This is a genomic window from Streptomyces sp. NPDC059866 (genome assembly GCF_042731325.1).
GTDB classification, from domain to species: domain Bacteria; phylum Actinomycetota; class Actinomycetes; order Streptomycetales; family Streptomycetaceae; genus Streptomyces; species Streptomyces flavusporus.
In genome coordinates, this window is the sequence record NZ_JBHWJT010000027.1 from 41,650 (window position 1) to 54,873 (window position 13,224).

Below are 13,224 nucleotides of genomic sequence, written 5' to 3' on the forward strand. Positions count from 1 at the left end.
GGGTCTTCAGTTAATGCGCCGCTCCTCCGAATAGAGGTTCTCTTCTCGGGGGGCGGGGAACGCGACGGAAGCTGCGTGTTGTGTGGTGTGCCCGTGTGCGCGGATGATCTCGGCGTAGCGGTGGCCGCTGTCCTTGATGGTGCGTGTCTGGGTCTCGTAGTCGACGTGGACGATGCCGAACCGCTGGGAGTAGCCGTAGGCCCATTCGAAGTTGTCCAGCAGGGACCAGGCGAAGTAGCCGTCGAGCGGGACGCCGCGGCGGGCAGCCCGCGCGCAGGCTGCCAGGTGGGACTCCAGGAAGGCGATGCGCTCGACGTCGTGGACGCTGCCGTCGGGCGCTGCACGGTCGGGGAAAGCGGAGCCGTTCTCGGTGACGAGGACCGATCGCGGCGCGTAGTCCTCGGTGACCCGGACGAGCAGGTGTTCCAGCCGGTCCGGATGGACCTCCCAGTCCATCCCGGTGCGGGGTGTGCCCGGCGGTGTGACGGAACGGGCGAACGGTGCGGGCCCCTGCGGATCATCGACGGTGACTGACCGCTTGTAGTAGTTGACGCCGAGCCAGTCCAGCGGCGCCGCGATCTTCTGCAGATCCCCGGCCTCGATGGGTGGTTCGGTCCCGTACACCTCGACCATGTCGGCCGGGTAACCGCGGCCGTGGATGGGATCGAGCCACCAGCGGTTGTTGTGCCCGTCGTCGCGGCGGGCGGCGGCGATGTCCTCGGGCCGGTCGCTCGCGGGCTCGGACTGCGTGAGGATGTTGACGATGCCGACCCGCGCTTGTGAGGCGGTGGACCGGAGGGCCTCGACGCCGAGCCCGTGGGCGAGCAACAGGTGGTGTGAGGCGCGCACGGCGGCGGTCAGGTCGGTGCGGCCCGGCGCCATGACCCCCTGGAGGTGGCCGAGCCATGCGGAGCAGTACGGCTCGTTCAGCGTCGCCCAGTTGGTGACCCGGTCACCGAGCCTGTCGGCCACGACGGTGGCATATTCGGCGAATCGCAGGGCGGTGTCGCGGGCGGGCCAGCCGCCGCGGTCCTCGAGGGCCTGCGGCAGGTCCCAGTGGTAGAGGGTGGCATGAGGAGCAAGGCCCGCTTCCAGCAGTGCGTCGACCAGTTGGTCGTAGAAGGCCAGCCCTGCCGGGTTCACGCGGCTGTCCCCGTCCGGCATGACGCGGGGCCAGGCGATGGAGAATCGGTAGGCGTTGAGGCCGAGGGCCTTCATCAACGCCACGTCGTCGGGCCACCGGCGGTAGTGGTCGCAGGCAACGTCGCCGGTGTCCCCGCCGGCGATGGTGCCGGGCTGCTTGCAGAAGGTGTCCCAGATGGATGGTGCTCGGCCGTCCTCGGCGACCGCGCCTTCGATCTGGTAGGCGGAGGTGGCCGCTCCCCAGGCAAAGCCGGAGTGGAATGCGGTCAGGTCGTCAAGGGGCACAGCTTTCCTCGCTTCGTGGTCGGGAGGTGTTCGGGGTACGGATGGGACCGTGGATGGACCGGGGCGCTGCTCGGGCCCGGAGGGGAGCGCCCCGGGGATGAGGCCGGTCGCGGCTCTTGACGTCCGCGACCGGCCTGTGGGTGTGTCAGGCGGGGGATGGCCTCTCAGCTGGTCTGCCACTTCTGGTTGTTGCCGCCCCAGCAGGACCAGAGCTGGACCTTGGAGGTTTCCAGGGCCCTGTCCAGGCAGAGATCGGAGTTCACTATCGGACGGATCGTGCCGTCGGAGTAGAACCTCCACTTCTGGTTGTCTTGGCCGTTGCAGTTATAGGTGCCGACCACGGTGCCGTCCTTGATGGCTCCCCAGGCGTCCAGGCACTTCTGGTTCGTACCGCTGTAGACGGTGAGCTGCCCGGAGGGCGTCCGGGTCCACTTCTGGTTGTCGCCGCCCCAGCACTGGGCCCAGACCTGGACCTGGACGTTGTCTTGGCCGAGGGGCACGTCGAGGCAGCCGTTGCTGCCGACGTTGCGCAGGATGCTCGTGTGCGAGCCGGGGTCGCTGCCCCAGGCGTACTTCAGGCGGTCGATGCCGCTGATGTTGCGAACGCCCAGCGCCAGGTCGGTGCCGCTGCCCTTGAGGTCGAACAGGGAGTACCAGTCGTAGGTGGGCCGTTCGATGCGCTTACCACCGAGGGCCGGCCAGTAGACCGCGCCCATGCCGAGGGAGCGCACGCTGTCGGTGTCGGCACGCAGGTACCGCACGAAGTTGTCGGTGCTCGTCGCGTCGTTGTAGTTGAGACCTGTGTCCATCGGCGCGCCGAACTCGTCCAGGAGGGTGCGCGTGCCGCAGGTGCCGACTTTGCTCTTGAAGTCGCTGACCCACTCGTCGTAGGTCTTCGGCCCCGAAGTGAAGGCGTAGTGGTGGAGTGAGAGGTAGGTCCCGTCGAGGCGGGAGTCGGCGCACACGGTCGTGACGTAGTCGTTGTAGCCCGGTCCGCTCACGATGATCCGGTCCTTGGGCACCGACGGGCGGTCGGTGATCCACTTGGCGGCGACGTTCGCCCAGTCGGTGGCGCTGTAGCCGTGGGGCTCGTTCATCGGCTCGAAGTAGACCAGGCTGTTGGAGCCGTACTTACCGATGACCGAGTCCCACATCGAGTTGAAGGCGGCCATATTGGTGATCTTGCCGCCCGAGGCGGCCTCGTCCTCCCAGTAGGAGAGGATGACCTTGAAGCCCTTGGCGGTTGCGGCGTCGATGGCGCCGGTGTACTTGTCGCCCCACGTCGTGCCGGGGACGGAGTGGGTGTTGATCGGCAGCCGGACGGTGTTGGCGCCGAGCGTGCTCTGGAATCCGCTGAGGATGGCGTTGGCCTTGGCTTTGACGACGTCGTAGCTGTCGGAGCTGTTCAGCCCCTCCGGGACGACGGCGCCCTGGACGAAGTTGTCCAGCGGGCGGGCCCAGTTCACGCCCTGGAACTTGCTGGCGTCCGTCGGGTTGGTTTCCGCAGCCGCCGGCGACGCGGTGGACAGCATGGTGATCGGCGCGGCGATCAGTGCGGCCGCGAGGCAGGCCAGCGCGCGGCGGAGGAAGCGGGTACGGGCGGGGGGGAGTACGGCTGAGTGAGGACCTGGCCGGGTGCGTTGGGAGTTGGGCATGTCGTGTTCCTTTTCTGCATGCGGCTCTGTGCAGGCGGTCGTTGCCGCCTTGGGCGCCACGAAGCGATCTGCCGCGGTGGGCGATTGTGATGCGGTGGTGGCGCCCGGGTGTGTTCCGGAGAGGGCACGGCGCGAGGTGGTGATGGGCGCCGGGCGGCCGGGGAACGTGGGGTCGGCTGAGTTGACGTGCTCGCTTTGGGCTGGCGGGCACGGCCTTTGTTGTGGAGAAGGGGCCACTGCGGGTGGGGCCCGCTACGGCCTTGTCACCGCCCGCTGAGTGTCCTTGCTCGGGGCGGCGGGCACGGGATGCTGTTGGCGGCTGCGCGGCCGACCGCGGTGATCGCGACCACCGGTGCCCGAATCCGCGCGGGCGGTGGCCTGGGCAGGATGCTGGGCGAGCGTCCGTGCATCCGGGTTGCTCCTTCGGGTACGGGCGGCTCCGAGCATGGGGGGAGGCCGCGTGTGGCTCGGTGAGCCCGGGGTGGGACCCCGCCGGCCTGTCAGGTGGCCGGCGGGGCGATGGTGGGGGCGGGTCGCTGAGGTCGTCGTCAGCGGCGGCCGTTGGCGGCCGGTCGTGCGGCCTCGTGCCCTCAGGGTGGAGGTGCGACAAAGTGCCGTTGGACGGTCCTGCTGTCCCGCCAACAGGCGGGCGGGACACGGGCCGGGGGCGTGTTACTTGACGGTGAAGCCTTGTTCCTGGCCGTACTTGATGGAGGCGTCCTGCCAGGACTTCAGGCCCTCCTGCAGGGTGGTGCCGCTGACGTAGGCCTTGCCGACGTTGTCGTTGAAGATGCTGTTGGCGTAGACCTGGAAAGGCAGGTAGGACCATCCGACGAGGACGTCGTCGGCCGACTTGGCGAGCACCTCGTTGATCCTCTGGCCGCCGAAGTACGGGTCCTTCTTGTTCAGGAACTCCAGGGAGTTCAGCTGCTTGGTGGTGGAGGGGAACGTCCCGGCGTCGATACGGGTCTGCGCGCCCTCGTCGACGGTGGCGTACTTGAGGAAGGCGTAGGCAAGCTTCTTCTTGGTGCTGGCCTCCATGACGGCCAGCGAGCTGCCGCCGTTCTCGGCGGTGACGTCCTCCCCGCTGTTCCACTGCGGCATGGGCGCCACACGCCACTTCCCGGCGCCGGCCTTGACGCCCGATGCGAGAGGGGCGGGCATCCACGCGCCGGTGACGAGGGAGGCGATCGTGCCGTCGCCGAGGCCCTTGTACCACGCATCGCTCCAGGCGGGGACCGGCGCGAGCAGCTTGTCGCTGATGAGTTGCTGCCAGGCGGTGGTGAACTTCTTGGTCCCGGCGTCGTCGAAGTTCACACCGACCTGGGTGCCGTTCACGGTGTACGGCCTTCCGCCGGCCTGCCAGATCATGCTGGTGGTGAAGCCGGCGTCGCCGGTGTCGGCGGTGAGATACGCCTTGGGGTCCGCCTTGTGCAGCTTCTTGGCCGCGGCGATGTACTCCTCCCAGGTGGCCGGCACCTTGATCTTGTGCTTGTCGAAGACCTCCTTGTTGTAGAACAGGGCCATCGGGCCGGAGTCCATCGGCAGGGCGTAGATACCCTCGGTGCCGGCGTGGACGGCGCTCCACGGACCAGGAGAGAAGGTGCCCTTGAGCTTGTCCGCACCCAGGGCGCTGAGATCGGTGACGGACTTGGCGAGCGAGAACTGCGACAGGGCGTAGTACTCGATCATGGCGACGTCAGGGACACCCGATCCAGCCTTGACCGCGTTCTGCAGCGCGGTGTACTGCTCGTTGTTGGTACCGGCATTGACCAGGTTGACCTTGACCTTGGGGTACTTGGCCTCGAAATCGCTGACGACCTTCTTCAGCGTCGGGTCCCAGGCCCAGACCGTGATCTCGCCCCCGGCGTTCAGGGCGGCCTGGATGTCGGCGTTGGACGCAGGCTTGGCGCTGCCCGAGTCCTCGGTGCCGGAGGAGCTGCAGGCAGTGGCGGTGAGTGCCACCGACAGGGCCGCGGCGCCCAGCAGCAGGGCGTGACGACGGGTTCTCGTCATGGGGTGTTCCCTTTCGTGCGGTGTATCTGGGAGGGGTTGCAGTCGGCGGGCGCAGATCAGCCCTTGACGCTCCCGGCGGACAGGCCGGACTGCCAGTACCGCTGGAGCAGCAGGAACGCCACGATCAGCGGGACGATGGTGAGCAGTGATCCAGTGATCACGAGATTGAAGACCGCTTCGCCACCCACGGTGGAAGCCTGGGCGTTCCAGCTGTTCAGGCCGAGGGTCAGCGGGTACCAGTCGGGATCCTTCAGCATGATCAGCGGCAGGAAGTAGTTGTTCCAGGTCGCGACCACGTTGAAGAGAAGAACGGTGACGATTCCCGGCGCCAGCATCGGCATGCTGATCCGGAAGAACGTGCGGAACTCGCCGGCGCCATCGACGCGCGCCGACTCCAGGATCTCTTTCGGGACGGCGTCGGTGGCGAAGGTCCACATCAGGTAGAGGCCGAACGGCGAGACCAGCGACGGGATGATGATCGCCCACGGGGTGTTGGTCAGCCCCATCTCGGAGAACATCAGGAAGGTGGGAACCGCCAGTGCGGTACCGGGCACCGCGACCGCTCCGATGACGGTCGCGAAGACGGCCTTCTTGCCGGGGAAGTCGAACTTGGCCAGCCCGTACCCGGCGAGCGTCGCGAGGAAGGTAGCGCCGCCCGCCCCGAGCACCACATACAGCACGGTGTTGAGCAGCCAGCGGGTGAAGATCCCGTCGTTGTAGCTGAAGGTGTCGGCGATGTTGCCGAACAGGGCGAAGTCGCCATCCAGCCACAGACCGAAGGAGTCGAACAGCCCCTTCTGCGTCTTGGTGGCGTTGATCGCCAGCCAGGCCAGCGGCAGCAACGTGTACACCAGCATGACCACCGTCAGGGCGGTCAGCGTGGCGCTGCGCCGCTTCCGGCGGGAGGCGCGCCGGGCGGGGCGGACCACCAGCGGGCCCGAAGAGGCACCCGCGTGCCGTGCGGTGCGCGGCTTGTGCCCGACGCGGGGAGTCGTGGTCGCCATGATCAGGATTCCTTTCGCATGCCGCGCAGCTGGACGGCGTAGGCGATGATCATCGTGATCACGCCCATGACGATGGCGACCGTGGCCGAGTAGTTGAACTTCTGTCCGGCAAACGACAGCGAGTAGGCGTAGAGGTTCGGCGTGAAGTAGGACGTGATCGCATTCGGCGCCAGGCTCTTGAGGACGCTCGGCTCGTTGAACAGCTGGAAACTGCCGATGATCGAGAAGATCGTCGCGATCGACAGAGCCCCGCGCAGCGCCGGGAGCTTGATCGCCCGGATGATCCGCAGCTGCCCGGCCCCGTCCATCTCCGCGGCCTCGTACAGCGCCGGATCGACCACCTTCAGCGCCGAGTAGAGGATCAGCATGTTGTAGCCCACGAACTGCCAGGTCACGATGTTGCCGATCGACGCCAGGACCAGATCGGGCGACAGCGGGTCACGAAGCGAGATCCCGAACGCCTCATTGATGTTGCCGACCAGGCCGAACCGGGTTCCGTACATGAAGCCCCACATCAGCGTTGCGACGACGGCCGGCACCGCGTAAGGCAGGAACACCGAGATCCGGAAGAAGCCCGCCCCGTACAGGCGGCCGCTGTCGATCGCCAGGGCCAGCAGAAGCGCGAGGAGCAACATGATCGGGACCTGCACGGCAAGGAAGACCGCCACCCGCCCGAAGGCGGACCAGAACTGTGCGTCCCCCAGCACCTCGGTGTAGTTGTCGGCACCGACGAAGGCCGTTCCGCCGATCAGCTGTGTACGGAACAGGCTCAGGTAGATCGAGTAGCCGATCGGTGCGAGGAAGACCAGCGCAAACACCGCCACAAACGGCCCGACGAACCGCCAGCCGACCCATGACCGCCGTCTCGAGGCCGATGGCCTCCTGGCACCTGGAACCCCTGCCTGGGGTGCTGCGACCACCGCTTCACTCCTTGCTGCGCGAACGCTGACCACACTGCGTGGTCACGTGAACATCGAGTCCGGCTCAGCGCACCGATCCGAACCTTGTTCACGTGACCATTCAGCCCGCAGGCGGTTGGTCACGTGAACATGATGCGGTAGCGTGGCACCCGTCACAGTGGGAGGTCAAGGTTTCTCGCACGTTAAAACTTCCGCCCGAGCCTTCAGCGGACGGCGACGAGTGGACAGACAGGAGCGAAGGCTCGATGGACCTGAGTGAGCCGGGACAGCAGGATCCTGGTCCTGCGGTGGGCGCACAGCAAGTCGGTTCGGCCGTACCGGGCGGGCGCCACAGGCAGCACGTCACGAGGGCCGACGTCGCCGCGCTTGCCGGCGTTTCACGTCAGACCGTGTCCAGGGTGGCCAACGGCCATCCCAGCGTGATCGGTTCGACCCGGGAGCGGGTGCAGGCCGCGATGCGGGAACTGGGCTACCGGCCCAACAGTGCCGCGCGCGCCCTCAGGTACGGGCAGTTCAAGACCATCGGCGTGATCCTCCACAGCCTCTCCGCCACCGGCCACAGCGACACCGTGCAAGCGATCGCGGCCCAGGCCGCGGCCGAGGGATACGCGATCACGGTGATCCCCGTCGATATTCCGACCCAGGACAGTGTGCTGGGCGCCTTCACCCGGATGGGTGAACTGGCCGTCGACGCAGTCATCGTCTTCATCGAGGTCCACCTGCTTGACGCGGGAACCGTGAAGCTGCCGCCCGGCGTGCGCGTGGTCGTCGTGGACTCCGACGCCGGAGACCGCTATCGCGTGGTCGATACCGACCAGGCCGGCGGCACCCGAGAGGCCATCAGCCACCTGCTGGAACTCGGACATGAGACCGTCTGGCACGTGACCGGTCCGGAGACGTCGTACGCAAGCCAGCGCCGAGCCCAGACATGGCAGACCGTGCTCGAGGAAGCCGGACGGCCTGTGCCACCGCCCCTGCACGGCGACTGGACCGCCGAATCGGGCTACGCGGCCGGCCTCGAACTCGCACAAGAGCCGGACTGCACCGCGGTGTTTGCCTCCAACGACCAGATGGCACTCGGTCTCCTGCACGCCTTCCAAGAACGAGGCAAGGCCGTCCCCGGCGACATCAGCGTGGTCGGCTTCGACGACCTCCCCGATGCCGCCCACTTCGCCCCGCCCCTGACCACCGTCCACCAGGACTTCGCCGAGGTGGGCCGGAAAAGTGCCCAGGAGGTCTTGCGGCAGATCCACGAACACGACGTCCCCCGATCCGGCACGGACATCGTTCCCACCCGCCTGGTGGTCAGAAGCAGCACGGCGCCGCCGCCCCTGAAGCGGTAAGGGTGGGTGGCTGTTGGCTTGCCGAACTTGAGGACGGCGTTTCAGCTGGTCAAGCTTGGGGTCGGTGATTCCGTGGGAGCTGTGGCCTGTTGTGTTGTCGCTCGGCGGGAGGCCTCGAATGCCGTCGGGGTCGGGCTACTGGAAACAGTACGAGTTCGCCGCTCGCCGTCGAGTCGACGGGCTGCGTGAGGAGGCTGCCGTATCCAGGCCGAGCTGGCCGCGGCCGAGCTGGAATGGCAGGAGTGGGCGATCGCCCGCAGGCGGGTCAACACGGTGCTGGCTCCGGACGGCGGCAACACCGTCGGCACGGGGGTCACCCCGGATCCGCGGGATGCGAACGCGCCCCCAAGCACCCAGGACCACCTAATCGGGACTCCCGTTCGACGCGCATCTCTCAAGATCGGAAAGACAACAGCTACTAAGACCGCAGCGCGAGGTCGATCCGGTAGTCCGGGCGGTGCCTGCCGTCCTCCTGCGGGGTGCCGGCGCGAACGACGCCGGTCTGGCCGGTGCGGGGCCGGCCCGCACCGCTCGCACGGGTCCTGGGGCAGTACGGGGTAGCGGTCCACGTGCTGTCCCAGACGCCGTCGCGCCGCGTCAGACAGACTGTGCAGTGGAGCGGTACCTCAAGTTTCCAGAAGGCTCGTGCTGGTGCGGACAGGGCATGGACGAGCAGGGCCTGGACAACAGCCGGCTCGACGATGGCCAAGGCTCGGCCTGTCTCAGGGGGCAGGCTGCTGAGCCAGTTCGCGGTCCGTCGGCAGAGTTGGCGTACGGTTTCGCCCCCGTGTGGTGCGGCATCCGGGTCGGTGAGCCAGGCGCTGTATCCGTGCGGGTCTGCGGCGACGATTTCGGCCGGGGTGCGGCCGCGCCATGTGCCGTAGTCGATGTCGCGCAGTGCCGGCTCGGCTGTGGCCTTCAGCCCGAGGAATGCGGCGGTGAGCGCGCAGCGGGTGGAAGGCGACCGCGTGGCCGACGACTGGGGCGGAAGCGCTGCCAGGGCGGCGCCTGTCTCGTGGAGATCGTACTCACTGAGTGGGGCGTGGCCGAAGATCGCATCTGCGGATGCAGCTGAGGGGTGCATGCCCAGAACTGTCAGGCGAATCGTCATGCGGCTGCCCTCCTGTTCGGTTTGCTCCTGCCTGACACCGGAGGGTGCGACACCGCCAGGTCGCTTCGGATCAGCGGCGGTGGTGACGTCCCTCCGGCGGCAGCAAGCGGTCGACCACGGCCACCGGCGCCGTCTCCCGGAGCGCGGCGGTCGACACGTTGCGCGTCACGTTCTCAGGCTTCGCGAAACCTCCTGCCATATCCATCCGGCAGGAGTCCGGAACGCCCCCGCCGACTGGCTGGCTCCGGCCCCGCCACCTGGCCGGTCTCGGCGTGGGCAAGCGGGGCGCTTGTCGACGTGGTACGACGGACAGTGACCCGATGGTGAGTGGGAGCACGCATGATCCGGGTACTGGTGGTCGACGACGAGGCGCTGATCCGTACGGGGTTCAGATGCATCCTGGACGCCGCCGACGAGATCGAGGTCGTGGGGGCGGTTCCGGGGGGAGAAGCTGTCCAGGTGGCGCAGGAGACCCACCCTGATGTCGTGCTGCTGGACATCCGTATGCCGGACGTGGACGGACTCACCGTCCTCGCCGATCTGTCTCGACTGCGGCAGCCCCCGGTGGTGGCCATGCTCACGACGTTCGACATGGACGAGTACGTGGCCACGGCCCTGCGCTGCGGCGCGGCAGGCTTCCTGCTCAAGGACACCGACCCGGAGGAGCTGCCGTTCCTCGTGCGCGCCCTGGCCGACGGGGGGACCGTCCTGGCGCCCAAGGTCACGCGGACGGTCGTGGACGGATACCTCGAGGCCGGCGGCCAGACACCTGCCACGCACGGTGTCGACCGGCTGACCGACCGCGAACGCGCCGTGCTCGTCCTGATCGCCCAGGGACTGTCCAACGCGCACATCGCCGCCCGGATGCACCTGAGCACCGGTACGGTGAAGGACCATGTGAGCGCCATCCTCACCAAGCTGGAGGTCAGCAGCCGCGTCCAGGCGGTCGTGGTCGCCGAACGGGCCGGACTGCTCAAGCCGTGCAGCGACCCGGAGCCGGGATGATTCCCCGCCCCACGGCCCGCACACTGCGGAACACTGCGTTCGTCGCCGCAGCACTGCTTGATGTCTGGGTACATGTCGCCCCGGACGAGCCGCTGAGCCTGGCCTTGGCACTGGCCGCCGCCTGCCTGCTTGTGCTTCGTCAGCGTTTTCCGCTGCTCGTCTTCCTGCTCACCTTGCCCGCCGTCCTGCTCACGAGCGCGATCTTCGCCTCTCTGGCGGCGCTGTACACCCTCGCCACATTCACCCGGCGGCGGACTCTCCTGGCCGTCTGCGGCCTGGCGCTCACGCTCAGCGACATGATCGAGTGGTCGCCGTCCCCGCAACTCGACCTTTGGAGCCCCTCGGGCCTGATCGCCCTCGGCTATACCGCGGCAACGGCTGCGGCTCCCGTCTTCCTCGGCCAGCTCGTTCAGGCCCGGCGGGACCTGTCCCTGCGGCTCGCCGAGATCTCACAGGCGCGCGACCACGAGCGCAGGCTGAGCGCGCAGACTGTCCTGGCCGAGGAACGCGCCCAGCTCGCCCGCGAGATGCATGATGTGGTCTCCCACCAGGTCAGCCTGATCGCGGTGCAGGCCGGGGCACTGCAGGTCGGCACGCAGGACACCGTGGCCAAGCAAGCCGCAGCCACGATACGGCGGCTGAGCGTGCAGACGCTGGACGAACTGCGGCACATGGTCAACGTGCTGCGCGACTCGCGCAGCCGCCCTACGGAACTGACTCCGCAGCCGTCCCTGACCGACCTGCGGCGGCTGATCGACAGCAGCGGCATCGACGCCCACCTGACGACGGACCTGCCCGGCGGCCTTCCACCGACCCTGCAGCGCGCCGTCTATCGCACCGTCCAGGAAGCGCTGACCAACGTACGCAAACACGCCCCCGGGGCCACCGCCACCGTGCGCGCCTCCTACGAGGACAACGCCGTCCGCGTCACGGTCAGCAACAGCGCGCCCACGCGGCCCGCCGTCCCCCTGCCCAGCGCGCATTACGGCCTGGTCGCCCTGCGACAGCGCGCCGCCCTCCTCGGCGGCACCGTCACCTCCGGCCCCACCGCCGACGGCGGCTACCAGCTTCGCCTGGAACTGCCGGTCAAAAAGGCACGGTGACCGAGAAGAGACCCCCATGAGCAGCGCCCGGGGGATCGGTCGTGGCACGGAGCCCCGGCCACGTCCGCCGGGGCTTGTCCCCGCGGTCACCGCCATGCAGTCCACCTTGCTTTCGGGCAGGGTGCCCGGTCCTTCAGGGCCGGGATGAATGCCCGCTCCCGCGTAGCGGGGCAGGGGAAGCAGAATCGCCGCCAGGGCGATTCTGCGTTCCGGAAGGTACGGCGCTCAGGGCGATGAGGGCGACGATCGGACCGTGGGGCAGGTAGACCGTGGCCCTGGAGAGTCCGAAGAGGAGGGCAGTGACCCGCCAGGACCAGGGCGGCGATAAGGCGTTCGTCGTAGGCAGGTCCCCTGGTGGCGGTCACGGGTCGGGCCGGGGTCTTCGTCGGACCGCGGTGGGTGGTCGACCCGGACGATCCCACGCCGTACGTCCACGTCTCCATCGGCGTACCCGAGCGGCTCGCCGATGCGATCCGCAGTTCCGTCTGGCACAAGGTCACGCGAGAGAGGAGGTCCGGCGACCGTGCCGGGTGATCGGGTGACGGCTTACGGCGGCCGCAGCGCTGCTCGGCGAGCGCGTCGTAGGAGTCATGCGGAGGCATGTGTCCGGGCCGGGCGGTTCGCGCTCGTGGGCAGCGTGCTCGCGGCTGTCGGCCATCACTCGGTCGCCGAGGGGCCGGTGCCATGGCGCCTGGTGGCTGCCTTCGCCGCCGTCCGGTTCGGCGTTGTACGGCCGTTTGCCCATCGTCCTACGGCCCCGCCGACGGTCATCGGATGCACGCTCGCGGCGCAGGCCGTGCTGCACACTGCGCTGACGGTGGTGGGAGGCGCGCGTCACGCAGAGTCCGGCCATGCGGCCCATGCCGGTCGCTCAGGAGCGGTGAGGGGAGACGGCCACGCCTGGCATCACGCCGGGGCCGCCATGACCGCCGGGCATGTCGCTGCCGCCCTCGCGGCGGCCTGGCTGCTTCAGCGGGCCGACACGGCGGTTGCCGGTGCCCTGTCCGCTGCTCGGACTGTGCGGGCGATGGCGGCTGACGTCCTGGCCCGGGTGATGCGGTCCCCCACGGGTGCTGCCGTACCCGAGCCGCCCTCCGTACGGCTCATCGGCCGCTTCCCCTCTGGAAGAGGCTCGGACTCAGACGCGGGCGCACGTGCTGGTGCGCAGAGGACCTGTGTCTTCGTCCATGTACCGCTTCGGCCGAGGCCGACATCCCGCAGGCCCTCGCGGAGAACGTCACCCTGACGTTCGTCTCCGACGCCGAATGCAAGGTCAGGGTCCGGCAGCTGCCGGATGCCAAGGAGCTCGCGTTCAAAACGGTCGAGACCTACAGCGACGGCCAGGTCTCCCGCTGGATCGAACTGCCCGGCGGAGGCGAGGAGCCGGAACAACCCGCCCGGTCCTCAAGCTGAAGGACGCCGCCCCCGGCGCGACCCCGATCAGCCCCGGCCTCACTGAGAGCGAGACCTCAAGCCCTACGCCGTCGGCCACCGTGTCGTCCTCTCCCGCCGCGGACAAGGAGGACGAAGGCGGCTCGGCCGGACTGATCGTCGGCGGGGTTGTGGTGGCGCCGGCCGTCCTCGGTGGTGGCGCATGGTGGATCGGAAGGCGCCGGAACGCCACGCTGCAAGGCTGATC

12 protein-coding genes are annotated in these 13,224 nt (G+C 68.5%); 6 read left to right on the forward strand and 6 right to left on the reverse strand.

The features are described 5' to 3' along the window. Positions 1–6: 6 nt before the first annotated feature. From ACFV7R_RS34400 to ACFV7R_RS34420, 5 genes are all read right to left on the reverse strand, one after another. A complete protein-coding gene (locus ACFV7R_RS34400) occupies positions 7–1,428 on the reverse strand; it encodes a GH1 family beta-glucosidase (RefSeq protein ID WP_365995134.1) in 1,422 nt (473 codons plus the stop codon). A 164-nt stretch (positions 1,429–1,592) separates the two neighbouring features. Then, positions 1,593–3,083, reverse strand: coding sequence for a ricin-type beta-trefoil lectin domain protein (locus tag ACFV7R_RS34405; protein ID WP_385270525.1), 1,491 nt, complete (start codon positions 3,081–3,083; stop codon positions 1,593–1,595). Between the two features lie 672 nt (positions 3,084–3,755). Further along, on the reverse strand, positions 3,756–5,099 hold the full coding sequence (locus tag ACFV7R_RS34410) for an ABC transporter substrate-binding protein (protein ID WP_385270528.1): 1,344 nt from the start codon (positions 5,097–5,099) through the stop codon (positions 3,756–3,758). 56 nt (positions 5,100–5,155) lie between these two features. Then, positions 5,156–6,103 (reverse strand): carbohydrate ABC transporter permease, encoded by a 948-nt coding sequence (locus ACFV7R_RS34415; RefSeq protein ID WP_385270531.1) that lies wholly within the window; start codon positions 6,101–6,103, stop codon positions 5,156–5,158. A gap of 2 nt (positions 6,104–6,105) precedes the next feature. Further along, complete coding sequence (locus ACFV7R_RS34420; RefSeq protein WP_385270534.1) at positions 6,106–7,023, reverse strand: carbohydrate ABC transporter permease; 918 nt, start codon at positions 7,021–7,023, stop codon at positions 6,106–6,108. Between the two features lie 245 nt (positions 7,024–7,268). Between ACFV7R_RS34420 and ACFV7R_RS34425 the strand changes: the two genes are divergently transcribed. After that, a complete protein-coding gene (locus ACFV7R_RS34425; RefSeq protein ID WP_051803924.1) occupies positions 7,269–8,366 on the forward strand; it encodes a LacI family DNA-binding transcriptional regulator in 1,098 nt (365 codons plus the stop codon). Between the two features lie 418 nt (positions 8,367–8,784). Here ACFV7R_RS34425 and ACFV7R_RS34430 read toward each other — a convergent pair whose 3' ends face one another. Beyond that, on the reverse strand, positions 8,785–9,477 hold the full coding sequence (locus ACFV7R_RS34430) for a histidine phosphatase family protein (protein ID WP_385270537.1): 693 nt from the start codon (positions 9,475–9,477) through the stop codon (positions 8,785–8,787). 339 nt (positions 9,478–9,816) lie between these two features. On the opposite strand from ACFV7R_RS34430, the gene ACFV7R_RS34435 reads away from it, so the two are divergent. The 5 genes from ACFV7R_RS34435 to ACFV7R_RS34455 all read left to right on the forward strand — a co-directional run bounded on the left by ACFV7R_RS34435 (position 9,817) and on the right by ACFV7R_RS34455 (position 13,222). Further along, the gene (locus tag ACFV7R_RS34435; RefSeq protein WP_385270540.1) at positions 9,817–10,482 is read left to right on the forward strand and encodes a response regulator; all 666 of its coding nucleotides are present in this window, start codon (positions 9,817–9,819) and stop codon (positions 10,480–10,482) included. After that, positions 10,479–11,585, forward strand: a complete 1,107-nt coding sequence (locus ACFV7R_RS34440) for a sensor histidine kinase (RefSeq protein ID WP_385270543.1) — start codon at positions 10,479–10,481, stop codon at positions 11,583–11,585. Before ACFV7R_RS34435 ends, ACFV7R_RS34440 begins: the two co-directional genes overlap by 4 nt. A gap of 354 nt (positions 11,586–11,939) precedes the next feature. Next, positions 11,940–12,119, forward strand: a complete 180-nt coding sequence (locus ACFV7R_RS34445; RefSeq protein WP_385270546.1) for a hypothetical protein — start codon at positions 11,940–11,942, stop codon at positions 12,117–12,119. 753 nt (positions 12,120–12,872) lie between these two features. Continuing rightward, on the forward strand, positions 12,873–12,998 hold the full coding sequence (locus ACFV7R_RS34450; protein WP_385270666.1) for a DUF1775 domain-containing protein: 126 nt from the start codon (positions 12,873–12,875) through the stop codon (positions 12,996–12,998). An 80-nt stretch (positions 12,999–13,078) separates the two neighbouring features. Further along, positions 13,079–13,222: a hypothetical protein gene (locus tag ACFV7R_RS34455; RefSeq protein WP_385270549.1), complete on the forward strand. Its 144-nt coding sequence runs from the start codon at positions 13,079–13,081 to the stop codon at positions 13,220–13,222. The last annotated feature ends 2 nt before the right edge of the window (positions 13,223–13,224 follow it).

Excerpts from the sequence above, each read along its gene's own strand:
- ACFV7R_RS34405 (WP_385270525.1), bottom strand. The coding sequence starts at position 3,083 with ATGCCCAACTCCCAACGCACCCGGCCAGGTCCTCACTCAGCCGTACTC.
- ACFV7R_RS34410 (WP_385270528.1), bottom strand. The coding sequence starts at position 5,099 with ATGACGAGAACCCGTCGTCACGCCCTGCTGCTGGGCGCCGCGGCCCTG.
- ACFV7R_RS34415 (WP_385270531.1), bottom strand. The coding sequence starts at position 6,103 with ATGGCGACCACGACTCCCCGCGTCGGGCACAAGCCGCGCACCGCACGG.
- ACFV7R_RS34425 (WP_051803924.1), top strand. The coding sequence starts at position 7,269 with ATGGACCTGAGTGAGCCGGGACAGCAGGATCCTGGTCCTGCGGTGGGC.
- ACFV7R_RS34430 (WP_385270537.1), bottom strand. The coding sequence starts at position 9,477 with ATGACGATTCGCCTGACAGTTCTGGGCATGCACCCCTCAGCTGCATCC.
- ACFV7R_RS34435 (WP_385270540.1), top strand. The coding sequence starts at position 9,817 with ATGATCCGGGTACTGGTGGTCGACGACGAGGCGCTGATCCGTACGGGG.
- ACFV7R_RS34440 (WP_385270543.1), top strand. The coding sequence starts at position 10,479 with ATGATTCCCCGCCCCACGGCCCGCACACTGCGGAACACTGCGTTCGTC.